Origin of the sequence: Vibrio sp. V42_P2S4T144, assembly GCF_009904715.1 — a bacterium.
GTDB classification, from domain to species: domain Bacteria; phylum Pseudomonadota; class Gammaproteobacteria; order Enterobacterales; family Vibrionaceae; genus Vibrio; species Vibrio alginolyticus.
Window position 1 is genome coordinate 1 of sequence record NZ_WXWS01000329.1, and the last position, 25,109, is coordinate 25,109.

21 protein-coding genes are annotated in these 25,109 nt (G+C 48.9%); 7 read left to right on the plus strand and 14 right to left on the minus strand.

All coding sequences use genetic code 11. The annotated features are described in order from the left end of the window. Positions 1–153: 153 nt before the first annotated feature. A complete protein-coding gene (locus CAG68_RS11365) occupies positions 154–576 on the plus strand; it encodes an organic hydroperoxide resistance protein (protein ID WP_005449644.1) in 423 nt (140 codons plus the stop codon). Between the two features lie 78 nt (positions 577–654). Here the strand turns inward: CAG68_RS11365 and CAG68_RS11370 are convergent, their stop codons facing one another. Both CAG68_RS11370 and CAG68_RS11375 read right to left on the minus strand, forming a co-directional pair. Then, the gene (locus CAG68_RS11370; RefSeq protein ID WP_017634518.1) at positions 655–1,752 is read right to left on the minus strand and encodes a YdcF family protein; all 1,098 of its coding nucleotides are present in this window, start codon (positions 1,750–1,752) and stop codon (positions 655–657) included. A gap of 298 nt (positions 1,753–2,050) precedes the next feature. After that, entirely contained in the window at positions 2,051–2,950 is a 900-nt protein-coding gene (locus CAG68_RS11375) for an AraC family transcriptional regulator (RefSeq protein WP_017634517.1), read from the minus strand. A gap of 184 nt (positions 2,951–3,134) precedes the next feature. On the opposite strand from CAG68_RS11375, the gene CAG68_RS11380 reads away from it, so the two are divergent. Beyond that, positions 3,135–3,995, plus strand: a complete 861-nt coding sequence (locus CAG68_RS11380; RefSeq protein WP_086047181.1) for a helix-turn-helix domain-containing protein — start codon at positions 3,135–3,137, stop codon at positions 3,993–3,995. Positions 3,996–4,086: 91 nt separating this feature from the next. Next, positions 4,087–4,674, plus strand: coding sequence for a GNAT family N-acetyltransferase (locus CAG68_RS11385; protein WP_054729911.1), 588 nt, complete (start codon positions 4,087–4,089; stop codon positions 4,672–4,674). 111 nt (positions 4,675–4,785) lie between these two features. Here the strand turns inward: CAG68_RS11385 and CAG68_RS11390 are convergent, their stop codons facing one another. The 6 genes from CAG68_RS11390 to CAG68_RS11415 all read right to left on the minus strand — a co-directional run bounded on the left by CAG68_RS11390 (position 4,786) and on the right by CAG68_RS11415 (position 12,031). Continuing rightward, the gene (locus CAG68_RS11390; RefSeq protein WP_004746427.1) at positions 4,786–5,052 is read right to left on the minus strand and encodes a DUF2999 family protein; all 267 of its coding nucleotides are present in this window, start codon (positions 5,050–5,052) and stop codon (positions 4,786–4,788) included. 79 nt (positions 5,053–5,131) lie between these two features. Then, on the minus strand, positions 5,132–6,256 hold the full coding sequence (locus tag CAG68_RS11395) for a lipocalin-like domain-containing protein (RefSeq protein ID WP_086047182.1): 1,125 nt from the start codon (positions 6,254–6,256) through the stop codon (positions 5,132–5,134). Next, a complete protein-coding gene (locus tag CAG68_RS11400; RefSeq protein ID WP_086047183.1) occupies positions 6,256–8,766 on the minus strand; it encodes an ABC transporter permease in 2,511 nt (836 codons plus the stop codon). The genes CAG68_RS11395 and CAG68_RS11400 overlap by 1 nt, the downstream gene beginning before the upstream one ends. Then, on the minus strand, positions 8,753–9,463 hold the full coding sequence (locus CAG68_RS11405; RefSeq protein WP_086047184.1) for an ABC transporter ATP-binding protein: 711 nt from the start codon (positions 9,461–9,463) through the stop codon (positions 8,753–8,755). The genes CAG68_RS11400 and CAG68_RS11405 overlap by 14 nt, the downstream gene beginning before the upstream one ends. A gap of 225 nt (positions 9,464–9,688) precedes the next feature. After that, the gene (locus CAG68_RS11410; RefSeq protein ID WP_005374689.1) at positions 9,689–9,934 is read right to left on the minus strand and encodes a DUF3297 family protein; all 246 of its coding nucleotides are present in this window, start codon (positions 9,932–9,934) and stop codon (positions 9,689–9,691) included. 105 nt (positions 9,935–10,039) lie between these two features. After that, complete coding sequence (locus CAG68_RS11415) at positions 10,040–12,031, minus strand: U32 family peptidase (RefSeq protein ID WP_054729916.1); 1,992 nt, start codon at positions 12,029–12,031, stop codon at positions 10,040–10,042. A 227-nt stretch (positions 12,032–12,258) separates the two neighbouring features. Here CAG68_RS11415 and CAG68_RS11420 point away from each other — a divergent pair, with 227 nt between their 5' ends. Continuing rightward, positions 12,259–12,705 carry a DUF302 domain-containing protein gene (locus CAG68_RS11420; protein WP_054729918.1) on the plus strand — a complete coding sequence of 149 codons (447 nt, stop codon included), beginning with the start codon at positions 12,259–12,261 and terminating at the stop codon, positions 12,703–12,705. Positions 12,706–12,800: 95 nt separating this feature from the next. Here the strand turns inward: CAG68_RS11420 and ptsG are convergent, their stop codons facing one another. Further along, entirely contained in the window at positions 12,801–14,243 is a 1,443-nt protein-coding gene (gene ptsG, locus CAG68_RS11425; protein ID WP_161441162.1) for a glucose-specific PTS transporter subunit IIBC, read from the minus strand. Between the two features lie 265 nt (positions 14,244–14,508). On the opposite strand from ptsG, the gene CAG68_RS11430 reads away from it, so the two are divergent. Genes CAG68_RS11430 through CAG68_RS11440 form a run of 3 tightly spaced genes read left to right on the plus strand, consistent with a single transcriptional unit; the run spans position 14,509 to position 17,883 of the window. Beyond that, positions 14,509–15,216: a response regulator gene (locus tag CAG68_RS11430; RefSeq protein ID WP_021450481.1), complete on the plus strand. Its 708-nt coding sequence runs from the start codon at positions 14,509–14,511 to the stop codon at positions 15,214–15,216. Further along, positions 15,206–16,636: an ATP-binding protein gene (locus CAG68_RS11435; RefSeq protein WP_017634508.1), complete on the plus strand. Its 1,431-nt coding sequence runs from the start codon at positions 15,206–15,208 to the stop codon at positions 16,634–16,636. Before CAG68_RS11430 ends, CAG68_RS11435 begins: the two co-directional genes overlap by 11 nt. A gap of 2 nt (positions 16,637–16,638) precedes the next feature. Next, positions 16,639–17,883 (plus strand): ABC transporter substrate-binding protein, encoded by a 1,245-nt coding sequence (locus CAG68_RS11440; protein ID WP_161441163.1) that lies wholly within the window; start codon positions 16,639–16,641, stop codon positions 17,881–17,883. 73 nt (positions 17,884–17,956) lie between these two features. Here CAG68_RS11440 and CAG68_RS11445 read toward each other — a convergent pair whose 3' ends face one another. From CAG68_RS11445 to CAG68_RS11465, 5 genes are all read right to left on the minus strand, one after another. Next, entirely contained in the window at positions 17,957–19,159 is a 1,203-nt protein-coding gene (locus CAG68_RS11445) for an alanine racemase (RefSeq protein ID WP_161441164.1), read from the minus strand. Next, on the minus strand, positions 19,152–20,981 hold the full coding sequence (locus CAG68_RS11450) for an IucA/IucC family protein (protein ID WP_104976381.1): 1,830 nt from the start codon (positions 20,979–20,981) through the stop codon (positions 19,152–19,154). The genes CAG68_RS11445 and CAG68_RS11450 overlap by 8 nt, the downstream gene beginning before the upstream one ends. Further along, a complete protein-coding gene (locus CAG68_RS11455; RefSeq protein ID WP_064369565.1) occupies positions 20,953–22,158 on the minus strand; it encodes an MFS transporter in 1,206 nt (401 codons plus the stop codon). Before CAG68_RS11455 ends, CAG68_RS11450 begins: the two co-directional genes overlap by 29 nt. A gap of 5 nt (positions 22,159–22,163) precedes the next feature. Continuing rightward, entirely contained in the window at positions 22,164–23,996 is a 1,833-nt protein-coding gene (locus CAG68_RS11460; RefSeq protein ID WP_064369566.1) for an IucA/IucC family protein, read from the minus strand. Then, on the minus strand, positions 23,993–25,109 hold a 1,117-nt coding region (locus CAG68_RS11465), incomplete at its 5' end, for a hypothetical protein (RefSeq protein WP_161441165.1). The genes CAG68_RS11465 and CAG68_RS11460, both read right to left, overlap by 4 nt.

Below are 25,109 nucleotides of genomic sequence, written 5' to 3' on the forward strand. Positions count from 1 at the left end.
GTGTAACACTGGCTCATTGGCGTTGCCTACCTGCTCATAGAGAAAGAGAGTCATAAAATAAATTGTGCACAATATAGTTGCAAACGATCTTTACTTCGATATAAGATTGCAAGCAATTAAATTGCGCACAACTTAAATTAAGAGGACACTCGCATGACTACTCTATACAAAACTCAAGCTACCGCTTTGGCTGGTCGTAATGGTCAAGTAAAAACAGATGACGGTCTTCTCGATCTAGAGCTGTCATACCCGAAGGAAATGGGCGGCACAGGCGCAGCAACTAACCCAGAACAGCTTTTTGCAGCGGGCTATTCAGCGTGTTTTTCTAACGCGATTTTGCACGTAGCGCGTGAAGGTAAAGTAGACCTGAAAAGTGCACCCGTAACAGCGGAAGTGGGCATCGGTCCTAACGATAACGGCGGCTTTGCACTAACAGTGAGCCTAGCGGTAGAGCTAGACATGCCACAAGAACAAGCGCTAGAGCTAACGCGCATTGCACATCAAGTTTGCCCATACTCAAACGCAGTTCGTGGCAACATTGATGTGGCAGTAACGGTAAACGGCGAAGCAATTTAAGCGGTTCTTATCACTGCACAAAGACAAGAAAGCCTGCAAGTACGCAGGCTTTTTTTGATTGGTATGAGTCGAGAATACTTAACGCGACTCTAGCGGGTAAGAGCGGTAGCTCCACATGCCGTATGTACGCAGTGCATCGCGGTAGATACCAAGCAGTTCGCTATCGCTGGCTTTGGCTAAGTCTTTCAGTGGCTTGTCTGGGTAGCTTACGGTGTCGAAAGTGATGCCTTGTGGGCCAGTTTGCCAACTTGCGATTTCAAACAATGTTTGACCACGGCGCACGTGACTCGCTGAGCTGATGATGGTCGCGTGTTTAATGTTATGACGCGCCAATGCGTAGCTGCTAAATAGAGCGTTACCTACCGTGCTGGTGGCGTAGTTTTCTTCAATGATGCGATCTTTGCTGATGCCTTTTTCAATCAGCCAATCCGCCATTAACTTGCCTTCGGTTTTGTGGTTCTTCGGTACACCACCCGTCAATACGATCAACGCGTCTGGATTTGCTTTCGCCATTGCTAGCGTGGTTTCCAGACGCTCAACCAAGATTTGATGCATTGAACCATCTGGGTTCAGCGCGTATCCCAACGTGACTATAGCGCCTTTGTCATCCAGTTTGCCTTTATCGGCTTTCTCTTTTAGTGGCGTTGCAAGTACGCGGTCTACGGTGTCGAAGATGCGTTGGATATCTGCCGCTTTACCTGCATTGAGCTTCATGAGCGTCGCCATGTGTTTCGCTGATTCTGCTTGGTTGCCCTCAAAGCGTTGCCATACCGCTAAGTAAGCGTGCAAATCCACATCGTCTGGTGCGACAGAAAGAGCTTGTTCAAATAGTTCAATCGCGCGGTCTGCATTCTTGTTGTAGATCTGTGCGTTTGCCGCAGAAATCAGTAGATCAGTGCGGTACGGCTCAAGTTTGTAGGCTTCTAGTAAGCGGTCGGTAACAATCTCCATGTTGCTCGGCATTTTGGCGGTAAAACCCGCATGCGAGATACGCGCAGGGGATTTGAATGCTTGTACCGCGTCATTCAGCAGTTGGTCGACAACCTGACGTTTGGTGACGATCTGTGAGTAGTCGGCGGAAGATTGGATAGCAGCATCGTTAGCCGCGATAGAGTATGGGGCAGCAGTCAGCGCAATTACGCTACCAAGAGCAATGGCAAGTAAGTTCTTCTTCATGGAATGTCCTAGAGGTGCTGTAGTACCTAGTTTTTATTGTGCCTAGCGTTGTAGGTCTAACGGGGTCGATAGAATTTTTTCAGTCTAGGTTCGCTTCATGAATAATCTGTGAAATGAATCCCAACTCAGCCGAGCAAATGAACGCGCGTGGTCAAAACGCGAAGTAGGATCACGAAAACACTGAGGTATTCATTCGTGTTCTAAGTAATTGGATTAAAAGATAAACAGCGTTTGGAAGAACGGATTTAAGCAACCAGAGTAAGAAATGAAAAAGCCTGCAACGATGCAGGCTTTTGGTTTATTTGATGGCAGTGCAGAAGCTAACGTCTGCATGGTGCGTTTGTGGGTCAAAGCTGTGGTAAAGCTCAAAGCAAGGACGGTCGTCGTTCTCAATACCGGATTCAATTACCTTGCTCATGACATCATCCCATGCTTTTGAGTATTGGCTCGGGTCAGTAATGTGCTGGCGCATCACCGCATATTGACCACCGGGGAAGTCTTGCAGCTCAATGCCTTTTGGAACTTCCGTATCTTCTGGCACCATCAAGCAGATATCAGTGCGACACTTCTCGTCTGGCGTGATTTCAGGATTATCATGGTAGATGAAGATGCAGGTATTGCCTGCCAAACCTTTCATTCCTGCCCATTGATACAAGCGACCTGATGGCTCTTCATAGCCTTGGCCGTAAGGGCCGTTTACGCGAATGTAAGCCAGTTTTGCTTTTTCAAAGTTTTGCGTTTCCATTGTCATGCTCCATTTGGTGAGTTCAGAGCCAGTATATGAATCGCTTGGTGTTACTTCGTTTCCATTCTTGCGCAACGTGTGTCCAATCTTGCTGTTTCGTGCTAATTCAGAAAATTGCTGGTAGTTTTCGCAGTCACGAAAGGCCGTAGGTGTAACGCCATAATGTTGTTTGAAGGTTTTGGCTAAGCTCTGTGAGCTAGAAAATCCGTACTCTAGGGCTATGTTCAATACTGGTTGCTTGGATTTGAATAAGTCATCCGCAGCGGCTTCTAGACGTAAACGTCGAATGAAATCAGCCAATGTCTCGCCTTGCACGGCTTTGAAGGTACGATGAAAGTGATAAGGGGAAAGGTTCGCCAGCGCAGCCACTTCTGGCAGGTTGAGTGGTTCATTAAAGTGTTGTTCTAAATAACGAATCACAGGAACCAGTCGTTGGTGGTAGTCGACGCGCATCGGGGGATTTCCTTGTTCTGTTCAGCTTGTATTCTCTGCTCAAAGCCTACCGCAATCCAACAAGCTTGCAAGGGAGCAGGGTGAGAAATGCGTGGCGAGATGAGCGTCAATCAGTCACACTCAACGAGCAGATGTTTAAGCAAAAACGTTGCGCTTATTATCTTTACTAACCGCTAGGACAATCATGATAGCTTGGAAACAGTCTCTGCCAGAGTACGAATGGCTCATTCATCAAGTGTGGTACTTGGAAGTGCCAGAGGGTGAAGTCATTGACCCCAAGCCGCACCTTATTCCAAACCCGCGTGCTCATTTACTCTTTACGCCACCAGTGCAAGGCTACCGCTACGACACGGGAGACACAAAGCTTGCTGGCAAAGGCTGCCATTTATTAACGGCTAACGAGCATTTGCTGTTGTTGGAAGATACGGCTCCCATCAAGCGTATTGGTATCACCTTTCGCCCAGAGGGTTTGTATGCCATTGAGTCACTTTTTAGTGATGTATCCCAAATTAGCGCAATTAACCAATGCGAATGGTTTGATTGGCTCAGCGCGGCGTTTGATGAGCGCTTTCAACAGGGCCTATGGCTGCTAGAGTTGCAAGATTCACCGCAATGTTTGCTGAACTACATCAAACGACATCTAGATGCGTTAGATATCGAACCTTGTTGCACCAAACCGTTTTTGGCATCGCAAAAAGCGGCATCCGTGATGGACGCTCAAGCGCTACGCTCACCTGAGCTAGCGATGGATATTGATGAGATAGCCAAACAATGCGCCTGTTCTCGAAGAACGCTTGAGCGCAGTTTCAAGCAAGTAGTGGGGCTGAGCGTTAAGCAGTATCAACAAATGGCACGTCTGGAGCAGATGATTTTGACCCTCTACAAACAAGAAGCAATTGATTGGGCGAGTTTCTCACAACAATTTGGTTTCAGTGACCAATCGCATTTGATTCGTACCCTCAAACAGCAGCTAAGAAAAACGCCAAGCAAATACTTGAAAAAGCGCGACTTAACCATCGATATCTATGGCGATTTTGAGTCGTAATACATTGCTAATCAGCCCGAAAGTTGTCGCAAAAATCCAATTTTTCTCTTATCCGCTGGGCTACTATTTTCAGCAGATAACGAGGTAACACATGTCATATCAAAAACTAAAACAAGGCGAAGCCATCCCATTTAACGAATCGTTGACTATCCAACTGATTCAAGGCTCTGATCTACAAGATATTATCGAGATGTTGAACGACGATAAGGTCAATCAGTATCTGTTCTTCGCACCTGCTGACAACAGCCTGTATGAGGGTTTCTTTGGCCCTATTATTGAAAATACGGCACAAGCGATCAAAGAGGGTGTTTGGCCAGATAGCCCAACGTTCGTGATTCGTGACCAACAAGGTCAGTACATGGGAATGTGTGCGGTGACCGCAGTGATGTTCTTAGCTGGCAACTACGAAGTGGGTTATCAGTTACCTACTTGCGCATGGGGCAAAGGCGTTGCGACTCGCGCTTGTCAAATGATGACCGAGATTGGATTTACTGAGCTAAACGCCCATAAAGTCAGTGCGGATTGCTACGCTTCTAATGCTGGTTCTTACAAAACGTTAGAGAAAAATGGTTTTACTCAAGAAGGCCGTCAGAAAGACTACTACAAACGAGAGCAAGGCTTTGACGACAAGCTGTACTACGGCATGACAGCAGAGCAATTCGCGTCTTTAAATCGCTAATAATTAGCCGACAAAAAAGTAGCTAACAACAAAGTAGCCAACAAAAAAGGCCGTTAACCCACATGCTCGGGTTAACGGCCTTTTCTATATTCAGCGCTAAATGGCTAACACTTAGTTGCCTTGGTTTTGGCTTTGAAGCTTCTCTTTTGCTTCTTCAACCTTTGAGAAATCCAATCCCAACTCGTCTACGGCTTCTTTGATTAGCGCAGGGTTTTGCATCACTTGCGCCATCAGCATTTGTAGCTTGTCTTGTGGCAAACCTAGTTGGCTGATGGTTGCCATTGCTGCGAGCGGGTTTTGCGTCAGAGTCTGGAAGATTTCGTTGATCTGTTCATCGCTGATGTTGTTCTCTTTCAGCAAGGCGATAATTGGGTTCATCATATTTCCTTTCAATCAGTGTATGACTTGGTTGCCAGTATTTGTTCTAGCAGAATAATTGGGGCTCCCGCGCAATATTTCAATACCCTGTTAGCTCCATGTAACCAGTCCCGGAATGAGAGCCATCAATACGCACTGGACCTTCCCAATAAGGCACAGAAAGTGGCATTTTCGCATTCGGGTTGAGTGCAGAAACCATAAGTTCGATTTGCTGGTTAGGAATCGACACTTGCCACTCGGTTGGATACTTTCGCCCTTGGATTTCGGTTTGCTTGGTTGCCTCTAACTGAATGTCTTTTTGTGGGATAGCAAGGCCGGAACCATCTTGCTGCATCAGCCTTGCGCTGGAGTAGCTGGCTGCTCCAGTTTTGGAATCACGCAATTGGAACACCACCAAGCTGGTTTCGCCACTCAATCTTAAGGCAAACCAGTCCCAGCCTTGTTGTGAGTCGAGTAAGAATTGCGAGCTCCACTCTCGGTCTATCCAACCTTTGCCGGATACTTGATGGTTTTTGCCGTCGATAGTGACCTCACCGGAGACTTCAATAAACGGTTGGCTGTAGTAATACGAAGCCACCTGACCATCGGCACTTTTGGTGCTGTAACCTTGCTCGCCTTGCTTTTGATAAGGTGCGCTGCTGGTCAGTTTTAGTGAGTAGCCAAACTGCTCTGAATTGGCATTTAGCGTGGCAGGGAAGAGGTCGTTGGTTGAAGAGGTCCACTGCCAATCATCGAGGTAAACACGAAATGGAGAGCTATCGACGCCGGCTAAGGACGCTTGAGCGCGTGACCATTTTTCATCTGCATAGTGTTTGTCGGTTGTCGTGACTGCGCTGTGCGCCATGTAGATTTGCTGAGTTTGCCACTCGGTTTTCTTCACGTCATCTTCGTCCGTTGGCGGCGCAGCAGCAAAGCGAAACTGTGTCCACTGGACGCCAAGTGGAGTGCCATCTTCATCAATTAAGTTAGCGGTTAAGTACCACCATTCATGACGAAAGTTTGGGTGTGCTTGATGGTCTGCAGGGAAGGTGAGTTCAATCCCTTTTTCTACGGGTGTGAATAAGTTGCTCTCGCTTTGTGTATCTCCACTGCCCAGCAACGTGCCCATATTTTGCGTGCCCATATTTTTTTGTTGGGCATCTTCACAACCGAATAGGAATAAGCTGCTTATGAGTAGAGTAAGCTTGCTTGCCAATCGAACCATCACAACACCTCGCTTTGCAAACTGGATACGACAGGCTTACTGACCAATCGCCACAGCGGAATCAAGGTTGCGATCACTGCCACCAAGATGGTGATTGCCGCAATGCTCAGCGCATCACTCCAATTCCACAGATAATTTAAGCTCCAACCAAAAGCGCGCAAGGTGACAATATCTGTCAGCACATATCCCACCATGGCTCCTAAAGGTAGGGCAATAACCAGCGTAAAACTGACTAAAGCGACGATCTGTCCGACCACCATGGTCATTAATTTACGACGGCTGACGCCAAGTGCATACAGCCTTGCAATAGCGGCTTTACGCGCGTCGAGTAACATGAAACAAGCACTGAACAAGCCAATCACCGCGACCATTAAAGTCACACCGTTGAGTGCGCGGGTAATGGCGAAGGTCTGCGAGAAAATATCCAACGCGATGGATTTGATTTGCGCCTGATCGTAGAGCTGATTTGGGTGCAGATTCAATTGCTCGCGCAGTTGCTCGTAGACGATTTGTGGGTCACCCGAGACTTTAATACCAAGGCTTGTTGGCAGGTCGGTAAAGCCACTCTCTTGCCATAATTTGGGTGCTAATAAGACTTCACCGTTGGGTGAGCCGTAATCGTGGAATACCGCACCCACAAGCAGGTTCTTATCTGGAACAGCATCAAGCGTGAGCTCGCTACCCAGTGATAAACCCAGTTTGACCGCAGTAGGTTCACTGATCGCGACTAACTTACCTTGATAAAAGCGTGACCAGAAGTTTTCCAAGTGCGATTTGAATACCATGGTTTGTTCTAAGGTGTCTTTGTCTTTGGTGCCAAGCAAAATCGGTAAGCCTTGCAGGTTATCGTCGACGTAGTATTGCTTGTAGACGGTCTCAACCTTATCGAACTGCCCTAATGCGCGCTCTACATCAGCGATTTCTCCTTGCGCAGGGCTGACGTAAATATCGGCGTGCAGCCTTTGTTCTAACCACTGTTTAAGGGTGGATTCAAAGCTACCCACTAAGGTGTTCATCCCCATATTGGCAGTAACGGCGAGTAGCAGTGCCATCATGGCGAGAGAAAGCGGAGAAATCAGCTCACGCAGCTCAGCAAACAGATACTGCATCAAACCGGAAGTGGTGCGCTTTTCACACCAATTGGCTAAGACGCTGAGTGTTTTGGGTAGATATAAAGGAATCGACACCACAAGCACGCCGAGCCACGCCATGGTGAAGCGGTGATGCTCACTCAACCATAACCCTGCGAGTGCGAGAGCCGTCAACGAAGCACCTATCACGAACAATTGGTTTTCGTTAGAGGCTTCCGGCGCTTGATAAAATCCGCCATGAGAGGAAAGCGGCTGGCGCACTCGCTGTTTAAAGTGCTGCCAACATGCCAACAGGGTGGCGACTAACGTGAGTAGCAATGCTTGTGCCCACCATTGCCACTGCCAAGTGCCGGGCAGCAGTGTCGCGCCATAAAGTTGTTCTAGAGTCAGTGCCACGGTCGGATGTAACCAGTGGCTAAGCTGCGTGCCCAATACAAAACCGAGGGAAGCGCCGATGGTAACGAGAATAGTGAGTTCAACTAACAGCGCAGAGAACACAATGCTCGGCGCAACACCCGCTTGTTGAATTTGCACTAACAGCCGATTGCGTTTAAGCAAGCTGTACTTTACGCCGTTGTAAGCGATGAACAGCCCGACTAAAAACGCGAGTAAGCTCATTGCCGTGAGGTTGAGGTGAAAGCTGTCGGTCAGCGAACCAAGGTCGGTACTTTGATTATTGGCAATCCATTGTCCTTGCTCACCAATAAGGTTCTGCCAATTTGCTTGCGTGTCTTTATTCCCTTTATCACCCGAATGGAAAACCGCAATGTAACTGAGCTGTCCTTGTTTATTGAGCAGTTGCTGGGCAAAGCCAATGTCCATCAACATTCGGCTACCTAACTGCCATTCGTCAGGTAGCACCACCACTTGGGTTGGAATGTCGTCCAGAGTTAGGGTTTCTACCTCTCCTAAGTTTTGATGTTGAGATTGGCTCATCATCACGATTGGCTTGCCGGCTAAAAGCTCAGGCAAAGGTAAAGCACTATCGAACAAAGAGACGTTCTGTTCACTATCTGATGAATAGCGAGAACGTGAAGAGATAGCGGCAATCAACTCGCTACCTTGTACTGACCAACGACGACCTTGTTCGTCTCTCACTCGCCCTTCGATTACAGGTAGTGCTGCACTGAGCCCGTTTTGTCTAAGGGTGAAATAAAGAGACTCGGGCAGATAGTTTTGCCCTGCTGGTGGAATAATTAAGTTCTGAGCTCGTGCGCTAAGCTGCTCGGTAGATTCCGCATAACTTCGTTTGGCATTGAGGTTGATGGCTTGCACCGCAACAAATAAGGTCACAGCCAACACGATACCGATCAGAATTGCGGCGGCTTGCAGTGGCGCCTGCCGATAGTGCGCTGCAAACAGATTCAGGGCGAGTCGAGTATGAGTGAATCTGGTGTTTGATGGCTTAGTTTGCTTCATGGTGAAGCTCATGTTTGTTTACTTGATGGCTGTTCTGTAGCTGACTGTTATCCAATCGCAGCCGTGCTTTCATAAATTCAGCGCATTCATGGCTGTGGGTCACCAAGAGCACGGCGGTATTGCCTTGGGTGGTGATTTCACTGAGCAGTTTCATCACTTCTAACCCTGCTTTTTGGTCAAGGTTTCCTGTGGGTTCATCAGCAAGTAGCAGTTTAGGTTTGTGTGCCAATGCGCGCGCAATAGCGACTCGTTGTTGTTGGCCACCGGAAAGGACAGAAACATGCCTGTCGAGCAGTTGGCTGATGCCTAGAGTCTCGACCAAATAATCGCACCAGTCGTTCCATTTTTGTTGATTCAAATGCAGAGGGAAGGCGATGTTTTGCTGCACGTTGAGCGGCGTTAATAGATTGAATTGCTGGAAGATAACACCGAGTTTTTGATGTCGAAATCGGCTCCATTGTGGGTCTTTCCAAGCCGCCGTGTTATCGCCATCTAACCACAACTCACCATCGGAAAGCGGCTCAAAGCCAGCGATGACATTGAGCAAAGTACTTTTGCCGCTGCCACTTGCGCCCGTCAGCGCAACACTCGCTCCTGTGTTCAACGTGAAGTCGACGCCTTCCAACACGCGATGTGTCTCTTTGCCATCGACAAAGCTTTTGCTGGCGTGTTTGAGTGTGACAAGTGGGCTTTCCATTTCCTCTCCCTGTATTCAAAAGGTGTCGTTTCTTTTGGCAATGCTTATTGCTGTTCGTTCTTTAGAAACTTTAGACAACAATCAGATAAAAACAGCGATTTACATCGATTTCTTAATAACTTGTACTGAAAAGAAGAGGGAAGAGATTAAATGAGGAGGGATATGACAGGCATTAAAAAAGCCCGAGTCAAACTCGAGCTTTCAAATACATTCAGCGTGGTCAGCTTACACGTAGTACGCTTCAACTTCGCCTTTAAGTTTGATTAGCATTGGGTTACCGAAACGGTCTTTTGCTTTAGGAGAAGCAATTTTTACCCAACCTTCGCTGATGCAGTATTCTTCTACGTCAGTACGCTCTTGGCCGTTGATACGAATACCGATTTGGTGCTCGAAGCATTCTTTGATGAAGAATGGGCTACGTGGGTTACCCGCTAGGCGATCTGGTAGAGCTGGTTTAGCTGTATCTGTCATTTTGTGTGACCTAAATTCCGTAAAAAGTGCGCTATTGTAGTCAGTGCACTGTGTGTGTTCAAGATATGTTGAGAGTGGATGCGTTGTTTAACTTTCAAGTACCGCCTACAACCCCTTCAAATACTGCGCGTTGGCTGTTGGTTGAATCATGTCATTCAGCGTTTGGACGGCTTGTTCACTGTGATCTTCAAGTAGAGCTAAGAACGCGTCAATCAACTCAGGTTTGCTTGCTGAGACTTTCGTTTCTGTCTGGATATCACGCAGATCGATCAACACATCGGTAAACAATTGCGGCAGATCGTGCAGCACTTGCAGGTTTAAGACGTTGTGCTCGCTGTAGATTGAATTGTGGCTGCCTTTTTGTTTTTGTACCACGTAAGGATTGTCTTTTAAGTTGATGATAGACGTGCGTTTATCACAGCGTTTCAAACAACCTTTGTTGACCTTCACCTTACGGCATCCTTCGGTTTGTTGGAACAAACATTGGCGGCTCGTGAGTAGAGTGTTCGGGTGATAAATGCTGTAGAAGCTGCGCATGTTTTTCGGACGCTTTATGTGACGCACCTGCTTCATATTCAGCTCGTTAGAAACAAACGCGCCACTTGCCGCGAACTCGTCTTGAAGGCATTTAAACGCGTATGAGTTCACCGTGTTCAGTTGTGGGCCTGCCACCCAGCCTAAGCCGAGCTCTTTTGCGATCATGCCGACACCTGAGTTGTTGGTGATCAACAACTCAGGTTGGATGGTTTCCAAAAATACGCGCGCGGCGTGGTAGTCTTCGCCAATCAAAATGGCTGGGAACCAAGGTTTGAGCATTGGGTTGGCTTGGAACAATTCAATCATCGCGCTCAGTTCACCAGACAATCCCATTGGCAATTGATAGTAAACATCAACGTCGTGGTATTCGCACAGCATGGCTTCTTGTGCTGACGAGATCAGAACCGATAATTTTGGCGCACCTTGGCGAGGTTCTGGTTGAGGTAACGTTGGCAGAGTTGGCACATCAATCGACCCTTTCAAGCTGCTGCCGGATACTTGTGTTGAAGTGACATCGAACGACTTAGTTTGCTCTGCCACTTTCTCAATGATCGCGGTTTTGTCATCGTAGAGTTTCTTTTTCACCGCTTGTACATCATCAGCAGACTGGCATTGGTAAACCTTCGAAAAATGCTTTACAGCATGGTCGCGCGGGTTGTCGATGTACATCGCCTTGCCGAAATCACCTTGCAAAAATGCGTTGGAGAAATCACGGTTGAACACCGTGTATAACTCTGTGGTGTCTTCAGAGAGTTCCAAACCCTCGCACAAGCGATCGATTTGCTGGCGCCAATTGTCGACCACGGTATAGACGTAGTGCGATTTCTTGATTCGCCCTTCCACTTTTAATGAATACACGCCAGCATCGGCAAGCGCTTCCAAGTCCCCAAAGGCGGAGTTGTCTTTCATATTGAGTGGGTAGTTGTTGCCTGTTTTGGTCGTTTCGTACTGTTCGCGACAAGGTTGGCTACAGCGTCCACGGTTACCTGATGCGCCATTGCGAGCGGAACTGATGTAGCAAATTCCGGAGAATCCGATGCAGTATGAGCCGTGGACAAACACTTCCATCATTACGTTGTGCTCGCGACCAAATTGCGCCAGATGTTTTATCTCACTGATGTTAAGTTCGCGAGATAAGTTTACTCGGCTTGCGGTGAGCTGGTTGAGAAAGAGGATTTGGCCTTCGTTATGCGTGTTCAGTTGCGTTGAAGCGTGCACATCCAAATCGGGAAAGTGATGTTTGAGAATGTAGGCCAGACCGAGATCTTGCACGATCACGCCATCGATTTTGGTGGTGTTCAGTTGGCTGAGTAAGCGAACAATCGCCGGAATTTCACTTTCTAAAATCAGCACATTCAACGTTAGGAAAATCTTACAGCTGTGCTGATGGGCTAACGTTAACACGCCATTTAAGTTATCTAAGGTGAGGTTGGTCGCTCGGTTACGAGCATTGAAGCGGTCGAGCCCACAGTAAATTGCATCGGCGCCAGCGGCAATGGCGGCTTTGATGGAATCTAAATCACCACCGGGTGCTAATAACTCAAATTGATCGCGTGTCACTACTTTTCTCTTTCTTACTAAAATAGGCTGCAAATGTTACGTATTTCACGCTTTTGATGCTCGGCTAGTTAATGCTTTATTAATCTGAATCAATTAATCCGTGTTACACGGTCGACTCTTGAGTGGGTAGAGTGCAATTCGCCATAGCGGAATCTGACTTCTATAGTTTTCCTACACTTGGTTTTTCTATATTTAGTTTTCTACTCAGAGAGAGGAAGGGACGACAAATGAAAAAAGTAATGATGGGGTTGGTAGTGGCGTTGGCGTCATTGAGTACGTTGGCTGGGGAGGGTGTGGTAACCGTTGCGAGCACGCATTCAGCAAAAGATACGGCGGATAAATTTGTCGCTATCGCGCAAGAAAAAGGGTTGAACGTCTTTGCGCGCATTAACCATCAAGAGAACGCCGTGAAAGTCGATATGACGTTGCGACCAACTGAAGTTATCGTGTTTGGGAACCCTAAAGTGGGCACACCACTGATGATCTGTGCGCAGGAGGTGGCGCTCGATTTACCCCAAAAAGTGTTGGTGTATGAAGATGCTGAAGGTAAAACGTGGTTAGCTTACAACGATCCGATGTATTTAAAACAGCGCCATCATATTGAAGGCTGTGACGAGGCATTGAACAAAATCAGCGGCGTGCTGGGCAATTTAACCAACGCGGCGGCGAAGTAGGGCTGGTTATTGGCTTCGCTTTTTTTACTCCGAAAACGAAAAAGCCAACCTCACAAGGAGGTTGGCAAATCTTACCTAGATTGGGGGAGGTAAGATCAGGAGGTGGCGAGTACGCTGTGCACTTTTGACTTAATTGAGTCAGACTGCGTGCCGAAAATCGCTTGTAAACTGTCGCCAATCACTAACACATCTCGCGCGCCAAGTGCTTTTAGCTTAGCAACATCAACGTTAGCGATGTCTTTCACCGAGACACGCAGACGAGTGATACACGCATCGACTGACTTAATATTGGCTTTGCCGCCCAATGCAGCTACTACATCCACCGCAATTTCATCAGGCTCTCCGGTAATCTTCACTTCTGCAATGTCGGTTTCACGACCCGGCGTTTTCAGATCCAACTTCACAATTAGGAAGCGGAACAAGCCGTAGTAGAGCGTCGCCCAGATTGGACCGATGATGATGAACATCCACGCGTTGCTCGACATTGGGTAGTAAAGGAAGAACTGGATCGCGCCGTGCGCAAAGTCAGTACTGTGTTTGATTTCCAAAAATGCGGTGATCGCAAACGCAATACCAGTTAGGAAAATATGGATCACGTACAGCACTGGCGCGACGAATAGGAAGGTAAATTCGATTGGCTCTGTGATACCAGTTAACCAAGAGGTCAACGCCGCAGACATCATCAAACCGCCGACGATTTTCTTACGCTCAGGAGACGCGCAGTGGTAAATCGCCAATGCCGCTGCTGGTAGCGCCCACATGGAGTACATAAAGCCACCAGACAGATAACCTGCGGTTTTATCGCCCGCGAAGAAGCGAGTGAGCTCACCGGTAAACTCTTTGCCGGTTTCTGGGTCTACATAGCTGCCGACTTCAAAGAAGAACGGCGCATTCCAGATGTGGTGCAAACCAACCGGGAGTAGTGAACGTTCGCCCGCGCCGTAAACCGCCCACGCGAGTACAGGGTTTTGGTACGCTGCCCAATGAGAGAATGCATCAAGACGTTGTCCGACAGGTGGCCATGCAAACGCGAGAATCGCACCAACGACGATCGCCGATAGACCGGTGACAATGGGCACAAATCGCTTACCCGCGAAGAAGCCCAAATATTCCGGCAGTTTGATGTTGTAGAAGCGGTTGTACATGATTGCCGCCACCGCACCGATAAAGATGCCGCCAAACACCCCGGTTTGCAGCGTCTCAACGCCCATGATCGTGGCGTCAGTTTCTAGGCCGCGCAGGCCAGTCACGATACCGAGCGATGCGTTCATAATAATTAGGCCAACTAAGCCTGCGAGCGCAGCCGCACCGTCATTGCCTTTTGATAACCCGAGCGCCACACCGACCGCAAACATCAACTGCATGTTGCCGAACACGCCTTCACCGGCGGCGAGCATCACTTTGTTGACCGCGTCTGGAATAAACGCAAAACCCGCGTTACCAATACCCAGCATCAAGCCAGCCACCGGTAACACCGCCACAGGCAGCATCAACGACCGCCCTATTTTTTGTAGTTGTCCAAATATACTTGCAAACATGGTTTCCTCCTGACGAATGCCAGTGTTGTAGGACCTGATTCCTTCAGGTCATGTTGTTTCACGTAAGGTCAGGATGATCATAGCGAGCAAGGCGGCGCCTAAGGTTACAAAAGGCAATCAGTTTGTAAGTGGCCGCTTACAAATCTCTTACACCGAGAAGTGAAAATTGTAATCGGCTCGATTGTGCATGGGCGTTTAAGAATGCATCATATTGGCCAGCGCCAAACTCAGGGGCAGGCACAGGGACGGACACAGGGAAAGTAGGATGGAAAACAAGCAGATACTGGTCGTCGATGACAACCTCGACCTTCGCGAAGCATTGTCAGATTACCTTGGTCGCGCTGGATTTGAAGTGCTTTGCGCGGAAAACGGCGGCGTGATGTGGCAACTGCTCAACGATCACCATCCTGATTTGATCATCCTCGATATTATGATGCCCGGTGAAGACGGTTTTACCCTGTGCCAGAAACTGCGCAAAAACTCCGATATCCCGATCATCATGCTGACCGCCGTCACTGAAGAAGCCGACCGAGTCGCAGGGCTAGAAATGGGCGCTGACGACTACATCACCAAATCATTCAGTCCGCGTGAACTGCTCGCGCGCATCAAAACGATTCTGAGACGCAGCCAAACGACCGCCAATAGCAAACTGACGCGTAAAGTGCGTTTTGACGACTGGTTGTTAGATACAGTAACTCGGCAACTGACCCACGTTGCTAGCCGCGAGGTCAAACAACTGAGTGGCGCGGATTTGTCGCTACTTGGTTTATTCGTCAACCACGCACAATCGATCTTGTCGCGCGATGATATTGCGCGCGAGATCTGGGGACGCGATGCCGACCCGTTTGAACGCGGCATTGACGTGCAGATCAGCCGCTTGCGTCATCACCTTGAAGATAAAGACCGCTCGCTGATCCTAACGGTGCGCAACAAAGGCTACATGCTAACCACGGACGTGCATTATGAGAATTAAACGCTGGACGGGATCACTGGTCGTTCGCACCAGTGTGTTCCTGTTGCTGGTGATCATTTTGGCGCAGGTATTATCCGGAATTATCTGGTATCAACACGCCAGCGAACGCGATAAAGAAGGCCTGACCACCACGGTCAAAAGCTTAGCACTGAGCGCTTCTTCCACCATCGCTTTCTTTCAAACCCTCCCTTCTGAATATCGCCACTTGGTGCTCAATCAACTACGCAATATGGGCGGCACGCGCTTTTTCGTCTCACTCAACAACCACCAGATTGACGTCGACCCGCTGCCAGAAAGCGAACGCAAAACGTTGGTCATCAACCAAGTTCGCGAGGTATTAGAAAGCGAGTTGAGCGGCATTCCTAATATCGAGGTGGAGTTCACCCAGCGCGACAAACTCAAAGTGTTCAACAACGAGCTACCTATCGATGAACTGCCACTATTGTGGGCGCATTATTCGCTTTCGTTTGGTGACCTCAACCCACCCATTCTGGTGATGCAGGTCGAAGTCGCGCAGAACGAATGGTTTTATCTCGCGGCGGTGCTACCCGCGCCTTACATCAACCTAGAGACTAACTATTTTGAGCTGCGCCAATGGCTGACGCTATTGCTGTCCGCGCTAATGCTGTTGCTGTGTACCTGGTTTATCGTTCGCAAAGAAATTCAACCAATTCGAGAGCTGGCAAAAGCCGCAACCCTGATGTCGAGCCGACTAGACGTGCCCGAAGTCTCTGAGCGAGGCAGTAACGAACTGAAAGCGGCGGTACGTGCGTTTAACAAGATGAATCGACGCATCGACAGCCATATTAAAGACCGTGAAATGTTGTTCAGCGCCATCTCCCACGATCTGAAAACGCCGATTGCCTGCCTAAAACTGCGAGCGGAGATGCTGGATGACGACGCCGACCGAGAACGCTTTATCCGCCTGAGTAACGACCTAGATTTGATGGTCAAAGGCGCATTGCAATGCATTAAAGAGACCGATATCCACGAGGAAATCGAGCCGATCAATTTCACCCAACTGATTCAGCACATTTCCGCCAATATCGCCGATGCGCCGGACACAATTCGCATCCACGGTGAAATCCGCACCCACTTTGCTGGTAAACCGTTAGCGATTAAGCGCTGCATTCAGAATCTGGTCGATAACGCGCTCAAATACGGCCATCAAGCGGACATTACGCTGAGTGAAAGCCCAGAGTCGATCCAGATTGAAATTGAAGATCACGGTGACGGTGTTGACGATTTATTACTTGAAAAGCTCTGCCAGCCATACTTCCGCGCTAGCAACGATAAAGAAGGCAGTGGGCTGGGGTTAACCATTTCACAGAGTATTGCAAAGGCTCATGGCGGCAACTTGTTGCTGAGCCATTCTCAGTTTGGCGGCCTCTGCGCTACACTGACTTTCCCGAGAGACTGACTATGAACAAACTGGCATTCCTGTTCCCACTGTTGCTCGCCCCTTGCGTCGCTCACGCTGAGTCGCCACAAGGGGTAGAGTTTTTACATTGGTGGACTTCTGACGGCGAGCAGCAAGCGCTGCAAACACTTAAAGCGCAACTGAAACAGCACGATATTGAGCTGCTGCAAAGCCCGGTGTTAGGCGGTGGTGGTGACAGCGCGATGACGGTACTGCAAGCTCGTGCGCTGGCGGGTAATCCACCGAGCTTCGCGCAAATCGAAGGGCCAAGTATTAAGGCGTGGGATGCCATCGGTATTTTGCACAACGTCAACGCGGTTGCCGATGAGCAGCGCTGGGACGAGGTGCTCTACCCACTGTCTATCGAAATCAATAAAACACAAAACGGCTATATCGCCCTGCCACTTACGCTGCACCGTTTGAACTGGCTGTGGGTCAACCACAAGCTGCTTAAACAACTGAATCTATCCGCGCCGAAAAACTGGCAAGAGATGTTCGCCGCCATGGAGCTTGCTAAGCAAAATGGCATTGTACCGATCGCGGTTGGTGAGCAGCCGTGGCAAGTCGCCCAACTTTTCGAGAACTTAGTGATCTCCACTGGCGGCGTTGAGTTCTACACCAATGCAATGGTTAAACTTGAGCGAGACAGCATCGACAGCGATACACTGCGCCAAGCGCTGACGCAATTTAGCCGCCTGAGTTTGTTGATCGACAACCAATTGCCCGACAGTAAGTGGGATACGGCGACCCAAGCGCTAGCCGACGGTCAAGCACTGTTTCAAATCGGCGGAGATTGGATTTTGGGTGAGCTGCTCGCCAATCAAGTCTCGGTTCCGCAAGAGGTCGGCTGTTACCCAACGCCTGACAGCGATGGTGTATTCCTCTACAACATGGACAGCTTGGTGTTTATGTCGAGCAAGTCGTTTTCTGCCGAGGCGGCTCAGCAAACCGCAAGCGCACTGGCAGACGTCGAGTTTCAAGCTAAGTTCAATAAGGTAAAAGGCTCGATTCCGGTACGCACCGATATCGACATCAGCGATTTTAATCCGTGTCAGGTCCAGTCATATCAAGACTTTCACTACGGCGTTAAACACAACCTCGCTGTGCCGAGTATGATTGATTCGATGGCGGTCAATCCGGTTGCTCAGCAAGCGATAAACTCGGAAATCTTCCGTTTTTACCGCAATCCCAAGATGGAACCCGACGAGCTGATTAAACGCGTTATTGCTATTTCGCAAAGCGGTTAATGGCAATTAATTTGTGCCGAGTGGAATAAAAAAGCCCCAATGATTGGGGCTTGAATGAAGCGAAGTATGCCGTTTAAAAATAGTAGAAGATCGGCGGTTCATGCATCAAGAAATTTTGATGGGAGATGTTCCACGCATAGGCGCCCGCTAAGGTAAACACAACATAATCACCAATATCGACGTGGGCGACGTGTTGATTGCGTGCCAGCACATCTTTGGGCGTACAAAGTTGGCCGACAAAGGTCGCTTGTGCATGCTGAATTGGATGAGAAACCTCATGGTGTTGCTCGCTTTTCAGGATGACGAATGGATGATCATGGCTCTGTGCCGCTGGCGTGCGGAAGTGGTGAGTTCCCCCGCGTGCGATGACAAAGTTTTCGCCAAGATTTTGCTTAATATCCAGTACTTCCATCACGTAATAACCGCATGCCGCCGTGATGAAACGTCCGCATTCAAAACGCAGTGTCCAGTCTTGCACTTGCTCTTTGGCGATGAGGAATTCCAACTTGTCGCAAAACTCCATCCACGGAAAGTGTTGCTCAGGGTTTTGGTAGTTAATCCCCATGCCGCCGCCCAAGTTGATCATCAGCTCACCGAGTTCAAACTCTTGTTGCCACGCTTTCACGACTTGGAAATAGCGCTGCATTAACGCTAAGTGACGTTCAACATCGAGCTGATGCGACATCAAGTGAAAATGGAAGCCTTTGAGTGACACTTGCGGGAAATCGCGCAGCAACATCAAAGCATTGCTCAGTTCGGACTCGTCCAAGCCAAACGGAGTCGGCTTGCCGCCCATTGCCAACTTGCTGAGCGTGATGTCGCCAATATCGATGTTCATACGCAAAAAGATCGAAGCAGGGCGGTTGAGGCGCTCGGTTAGCGCACCAATGCGTTGCAGCTCAGTGAGGCTTTCGACGTGAATCGCATCGACATCAAGTTCAATCGCTTGTTGCAATTCACTTGGCATTTTTCCTGGGCCACCGAAGATCAATGGTTTATCGAGTTGTTGCTGGTGGAGGTGTGCCAACTCCCCGCCAGATGCCGCTTCAAAACCATCGACATACGGCGCGAGCGTTTTGAGAATCGGGCCCGATGGATTGGCTTTAGCTGCGTAAAATAGCTCGACATTTTTCGGCAAAACGTGACGCAGTTGTTTGATGTGTTCTTCTAAGGCGCTTAGGTCATACACGTACGCGCACAAGGGTTGACTTTGCTGCTGTGCGAGCGTGTGAACTTGTTGGCAAACGCGTGTCGGTAGAGAGAGTGAATTAGACATGTTGCGATCCTTTTTCGTGTTGCTGCCAAGGCGCGGCGACTTGGGTATAGCCCGACTCCTTATCGGCTTTTTGCATCAAACGCGTGGTGAAATTATTTTTGCTTGGGAAGTGACCGCCATTTAGCAACGTTTCTAGTTCCGGTTGTTTTCCATTCACTGATTGCCAATGCACAATGGCACTTTGCACCGCATTCCACAGCGTTTGCTCTAGTGGCTCATCACCTTCTGCGATGAAGAAAATCGCTTCGCTGATGTTGTTGATAAAGGTGCAGTATCCGATGCGATTCCAGCCTTGTTCGCGACTGTAGTAAACCGATTGTCGTGCGCGTTCAGACAAGTCAGTTAATGTTTCTGCTGGCCAGAACTCCGGCAGTAATTTAGTGCCTTCCAAATCACGAATCCAAACACAACACGGCATCTCTTGCTCAAAGCCAATCAGGGTGTTTTGCAAATGCGGCTCAAACGCCACCCCGTGTTTGAAGTAGTAATTAAATACGCCCGGGATCAGGCAATGCAAATAGCGTTCAAACCAAAGTGTCGCGATGTCGGAATAGCGATTTTGCGTAGGACGCGCTTTGTTTTTAAGGCGTTGAGCAATGCAACTGTTGCCGTTATTGTCGTAAGCAAACAGAGCGCCAGCGAGGGTTGGTTTCAAGATGTCGACTTCGCTCAGCGAGAAATTTTCGCGATACAAAATCCCAAACGATTCGCGTGCTTTGGTGTTGTCGTCCCAGTTGTGCTCAGCGACACTTTCTAGATTCAACGTGGTGGCGTAAGGCTCTGTCATCACTTTAAATACGGGGTTGTGCAGCTGTTCGTTTTCTCTAATTGGTTTGAGAATCGACGTGAGTTGCACGGCGCTGTCGAGTTCGTACCACGCGTTTTTGCGCACGCAATTGGTTAATCGTACGTTGATGGAGAATTTCGCAAACCAGTCCATGTCAGGGTGGTAGAGAGTACGAACTGAAGAGGTCGGCTGCATCTTTTCACCACCTAAACCCAGTGGCGTGATCTTGCCTTGTTCAATGGCACGCTTCACGCTTGGGTTACTCAAAATGGTGTAGCTTTCCCAAGGATGACAAGGGTAGAGGGTCTTCCCATCGCTGGTGGCGTGTTGTGGCGCGAGCTGTTGTAGCATGCGTTGCGCAGGGTTAGCTTCTCCGTCGGAACTCAGCACATCAAGTAAGGACGTATCCACTTCAAACCAGTACAACGGGACTTGCGCGCCGACTTCTGGAGAAAACGCCAAGAGATCATCCATGGTGACGCCCGAACGACTTTTTGGGGTCGGATGGAAAGTATGCCCCCAAATCAGAGACTGTTCCGAAGCGATAAACTCGTTGTGATGCGATTTGGGCGCGACGTTGAGAAACTGCTCGGTAACCAGTACGCTATTTTCCAGTTGTTCGATCAGCTCATGGTTAAATGGGATCGCCAACACCTGCTTGAGATAGTTAAGCAAAAGCGTAAGAGTTTGCGTGGCATCCAATTTCGCCCAACTAGATCCCGGCATTTTCGCCCAAGGCAGTTCTGCCAATTTGATTTTGCCCAGTTTGCTCGCGTAGTGAATCGGCAAAACCAATACGCCATTTTGTTGAGACAGATGAACGGCTACCCGTTGTTTTGCGGAATAGTTGCGTTTTAACGTTTGGGGTAGCGATGTCGATTGGTAGTGCCATTCTACTTGTTGATTCGGTAGCGCAAATTCTCGTAAGTAACAATTAAGAACACCCATTATCGTGTTGAGTTGGGCTTTCTCACGATTGAGCTGCACCTCATGCGCGCGTAACTCGCTAGTCTGAGAGTATTGAGTTTGTAACATGTTGATTTCCAAATTTTGAGTGGAGAACCAGCGCGATCAAGGTGATTACGCTGACTATCGCAGAAAGTAGGAAAGGAACCTCAAGTAGCCCCAAGCTAGAAATGAAAGAAGCGCAAAATCCCGCTGCCACGCCACCCCATTTGGACATGGCATCAAAGCGAGAAAATACTTTGCCACTGAGTTTGCGATCCAGATTGCTCGCAAGATGCTGATGCAATCCGTGATAACAACACACCATCGCGATGCCGAAGATAATTCTCGCAGCAATGAGTGCGGTTTCGGACGCAATCAAATGCAAGGCAGAGCTCACGGCAAGCAATGCAAACCCAAGCCACAACGTGCGCAGCGGTTGATGGCGATTCAACCCATCTGACAACACGTGAATTTTTCCTGCCAGCAACAGATAGACGCCATGCGGCAGTGCGTACAAAAAACCGATCCATGCGTGGTTAGTGATGCCATATTGCTGCACAAACGGCGAGAAATAAGGAAAGGTCACCACCATAGAAAACGCAAACCCGAATTGAGCAAAGAAGATCCAACGAATGGCATGCATTGCGTTTTTCTGTGCAACCGGTTTTTCTTGCTGAGGTTCTGAGTTTGGCTTTTCGAGGTTTCGTTCGGCAGGTTTATCCGCAGGCAGTGTTAGCGTGATGCCCATCGCAATCAAAGGCAAAACGCATAACCAAAGGTACGCGTTGAGCGGGTTGGTCTCTGACAAGCTCCAGCCGAGCCCAATAGGCGCAACGATCAGCGCCAAGCGAGCAGATAGTTGGGTTTTATTGAGTGACTTGCCGAGTGTTTTGGCTTCTTTAATTTGACTAGATAAGTAGCTGTTCGAGGCGGCCATGGTGCCGCCAAAGGTTCCTTGAACAATAAGACCAAACACAAACATGGCGAGGTTGTCTGCCAAGCCGCACAGCGCAAACCCTGCTGCAAGGCCAAGTTGCGCACGCAAGAGTGAGCGGCGGCGACCGTAGCGATCGGCAAAGTTTCCCCAAAATCGCGCCGCCAACGCAGTACAAAACGTAGGTAGGATAAACAATACCCCTGCCCAGTCCGCATCAATGCTTGCGCCTAACGTTGGCAACACGACGGGTAGAAATAGCGGCATACCTAACGCGGCAAACGCAGCGATAAAGTGGCACAACAACACACTGTAGATGAGTTTGGTCATAATCGTTAACGTACGCTTTTTTTGATGGCTTCTATGTAGGCGCGTTGCGCTTCTTCGCTAGAAAGCAGTAAGAAGTTCGGGGCCGACAAACCATAGAACTTATTGATGTCGCTCGCGCCGGAGGCTTCTTTCGAGAGCAAACTGCCAGAGCTCAACAAGTACTTGGCGTACAAATCAGGCGCCTCTTGCAGTAACTCGCGTGCCAGTTTCGTCTCTAACCCTTCGCCTTCTAATCGGTTGAGTTGTTCTGAAATGCTTTTGGCCACGATGGCGTAAAGCGATGCTGAAGAGGCAATGCCCTTCGCTGCCATGGCTTCTACAATCGCTGCGATATCCAGTTGTAATGTGATGGTGGTAAACATCTGACCGAGCGCCAATTCATTGTCGACTTTGATGCGTTGATCGAGCAGTTCATCGCAATCCACTGGAAGTAGTTTTGCGCCGTGTTTTTGGGCAGCATGCTCTGTTGCAAAGTGGAAGCGCTCTGGCCAAATTCGCGCTGCGTCGTTGTCTTTCATCGCGAGCGTCATTTTGCCCTGTTGATCAAATGCAATGATGGCGTTTTGCTGGTTGGACTCCAATGCAATGCCATAACGAAGCCACAAGGTAAGGTGTACTTGGCATAATAGGTCGACGTAATCTTTGAACCACGCCAGCGTATCTTGTTGATAGTACTGCTCTGCCAAGTGTTCTAAGAACAAGCGGTCGTCAGGCATTGGGCTTGCCAGTGCGGCAACCGGAACTAGCGCTTTGTCTTCGCAATGAATAAGTGGGTACTCACGTACGATGTACGCGAAGGTTTTATCCTCGCCGACGTGTCCACCGTGTTTTTCGTTGCAATGGAACAAGCGACTGTTTAAGTCTGCGTCCGTTTGTTCAAGGTGGCTGAGTAGGCGTTCAAACCAGTGGCCGTCATACAGTGTTGAAGGCTTGATTAAGCGAATGTTTTTCGTGCCTAGCGATCGCATGATCAGCGGAACTTTGATGTGAATGTGCGGTGCGTCGTTGACGACCACCGTACGAACGGAAAGCGTCGGCGTCACGTCTAGATACGTTAAAGGCGCTTCTATCATACCTTCGGGTAAGGCTTCTAAAGATCGCAGGGTGAGCGGATGCGCAGGGAACAGTACGTGGCTCAGTGCAAAATCAGCAGGAAGCCCAACTTGCTCCATGGTTGGCCAGCAATCAGGTTGTTCGCTGGTTAATGTCACCAGTGATTTTTCAATCGCAATCCAATGCAGAGCAAAGCTTGGTGCAAACTCGGGCGCGTACTTAGCAAGGTCTTCATCGCTCAGACCAAACTTCGCCCGCGCAGTTGGATAGTACGGATGGTCAAGGTAAGAAGCGATCTGGTCGGCTAGCAGCAGTTTTTGATGCCAAGAACCAAGCTCGGATATTGGTTGAGAAATGTGGTCTGCGTGATGATGAAACGCTTGGTCACACAGCGCTTTGTGTTGCTCTGCACATTCTAGTTCTTGAAGGTATCCCGCCAACAATTCGTGAGAGCTGTCATGCGCCAGTGTCGTTAGTAGTGCAATCCACTCTTTGTAATGTTGTTGATGTTCGACTTGGCCATTTTTCTCCACCCACCAACCTTGTGGTGTTTCGTCATTGGCGTGACCGTAGCGCCAGTGCTGCATGTAATACGTTGGCGCAACGGGTAAATACAACGTGAAATCAGAGTTGGCAAATATCAGCCAGACTTGCTCGCCTTGAGGAACAATTCCCTCTTTTGGCGCGTCGCTACTGAACTTGGCTTTTGACAAAATGCCAAACATGTCTTCGCGTAAGCAAGTGTCGATCAATCGTTGCGTTAGATACAAAGCGTTGTCGTTCATGCTGCCACCTCACGAGTCGGAGCTAGATCGAAATTGCTAAGCGCGTTCTGCAGCGCTTGGTCGAGGTTTCGCCCTGATGGTGAGACAATCGAAATTCGGGCGAGATAATCCTTATTGGAATAACTCTGTTGGAAGTGTTCTCCAGCGGTTTTTAGTACCTGTTGCTGGGTGATGATATCGTCATCGTGTTGGATGAACGACGTCGAACCTCCGTCAATCACACCACTGTGCTCCGCAACCACATAGTGCACGTGCGCTGACCCATGAATTTGGTAATCGCCGGCCAATCTTCGGCCCAAATGCAGACCCAAAATTGTGCTAAACCAACCGAAGTGAGCGAGATTGTTGAGCAAGAATTCGCGGCCATCTCCAATACTGCGGTAGTTAATTTCCACCAGAACCGGGCCATTTTCCGTAATGATAAATTCGCTGTGGCAAACTCCAAAACCAACGCCGAACGCTTTAAGTTGAGCCAAGCAAGCTTCTCGGTGAGCAATGCCGTTTGGTCCGTTCCAGTCTGCGGCGGTTTCGATAAAGTAAGGCGGCTCAGAGAGCGACACATCAAAACCGCCCACGGCGATAAGTTGGTTACCGTCTCCTAAAGTTTCGAGCGTAACCAACGGTCCTTGAAGAAACTGCTCCACCAGAATGGCGGCGTTTGGGTGCTTTTGCCAAAACGCCTCGGAGTAAGCATCGAGCTCGCTTTGGGAGTCACAGCGCTGTACATCTAAACTCGCCACGCCTTCTTTGGGTTTTGCTACGACAGGGAAGGCCATGCCTAATGCCACATTCGAATGGCGATGCAGCAAACAGCTTTGTGTGTTGGGTAAGGATTTTTCATTTAACACTTGTCGAGTTAAGTGTTTGTTTTTGGCCTTTAACGTGACAGACCAATCTTTGGATGGGAGGCCAAAAAATTGCGCGCAGATGGCGGTGGAAGTTTGTAAGTGATCACTATTGCTGAAAATAGCGTCTGGCTTTAATTCATGCTCCGTGATGGTTTCGATGAGTTCTAATGGGTTGAAGACATCACATTCTAGAATGGTATCCGGATTAAAGTGACTATCATGACTCGCCAACTCTAAATGGCTGAGCTTATGGTCGGTGATAAGA

Excerpts from the sequence above, each read along its gene's own strand:
- ptsG (WP_161441162.1), bottom strand. The coding sequence starts at position 14,243 with ATGTTTGCAAGTATATTTGGACAACTACAAAAAATAGGGCGGTCGTTG.
- CAG68_RS11365 (WP_005449644.1), top strand. The coding sequence starts at position 154 with ATGACTACTCTATACAAAACTCAAGCTACCGCTTTGGCTGGTCGTAAT.
- CAG68_RS11370 (WP_017634518.1), bottom strand. The coding sequence starts at position 1,752 with ATGAAGAAGAACTTACTTGCCATTGCTCTTGGTAGCGTAATTGCGCTG.
- CAG68_RS11410 (WP_005374689.1), bottom strand. The coding sequence starts at position 9,934 with ATGACAGATACAGCTAAACCAGCTCTACCAGATCGCCTAGCGGGTAAC.
- CAG68_RS11400 (WP_086047183.1), bottom strand. The coding sequence starts at position 8,766 with ATGAAGCAAACTAAGCCATCAAACACCAGATTCACTCATACTCGACTC.
- CAG68_RS11380 (WP_086047181.1), top strand. The coding sequence starts at position 3,135 with ATGATAGCTTGGAAACAGTCTCTGCCAGAGTACGAATGGCTCATTCAT.
- CAG68_RS11395 (WP_086047182.1), bottom strand. The coding sequence starts at position 6,256 with ATGGTTCGATTGGCAAGCAAGCTTACTCTACTCATAAGCAGCTTATTC.
- CAG68_RS11445 (WP_161441164.1), bottom strand. The coding sequence starts at position 19,159 with ATGTCTAATTCACTCTCTCTACCGACACGCGTTTGCCAACAAGTTCAC.
- CAG68_RS11405 (WP_086047184.1), bottom strand. The coding sequence starts at position 9,463 with ATGGAAAGCCCACTTGTCACACTCAAACACGCCAGCAAAAGCTTTGTC.
- CAG68_RS11420 (WP_054729918.1), top strand. The coding sequence starts at position 12,259 with ATGAAAAAAGTAATGATGGGGTTGGTAGTGGCGTTGGCGTCATTGAGT.
- CAG68_RS11460 (WP_064369566.1), bottom strand. The coding sequence starts at position 23,996 with ATGAACGACAACGCTTTGTATCTAACGCAACGATTGATCGACACTTGC.
- CAG68_RS11385 (WP_054729911.1), top strand. The coding sequence starts at position 4,087 with ATGTCATATCAAAAACTAAAACAAGGCGAAGCCATCCCATTTAACGAA.
- CAG68_RS11435 (WP_017634508.1), top strand. The coding sequence starts at position 15,206 with ATGAGAATTAAACGCTGGACGGGATCACTGGTCGTTCGCACCAGTGTG.
- CAG68_RS11455 (WP_064369565.1), bottom strand. The coding sequence starts at position 22,158 with ATGACCAAACTCATCTACAGTGTGTTGTTGTGCCACTTTATCGCTGCG.
- CAG68_RS11390 (WP_004746427.1), bottom strand. The coding sequence starts at position 5,052 with ATGAACCCAATTATCGCCTTGCTGAAAGAGAACAACATCAGCGATGAA.
- CAG68_RS11450 (WP_104976381.1), bottom strand. The coding sequence starts at position 20,981 with ATGTTACAAACTCAATACTCTCAGACTAGCGAGTTACGCGCGCATGAG.
- CAG68_RS11430 (WP_021450481.1), top strand. The coding sequence starts at position 14,509 with ATGGAAAACAAGCAGATACTGGTCGTCGATGACAACCTCGACCTTCGC.
- CAG68_RS11440 (WP_161441163.1), top strand. The coding sequence starts at position 16,639 with ATGAACAAACTGGCATTCCTGTTCCCACTGTTGCTCGCCCCTTGCGTC.
- CAG68_RS11375 (WP_017634517.1), bottom strand. The coding sequence starts at position 2,950 with ATGCGCGTCGACTACCACCAACGACTGGTTCCTGTGATTCGTTATTTA.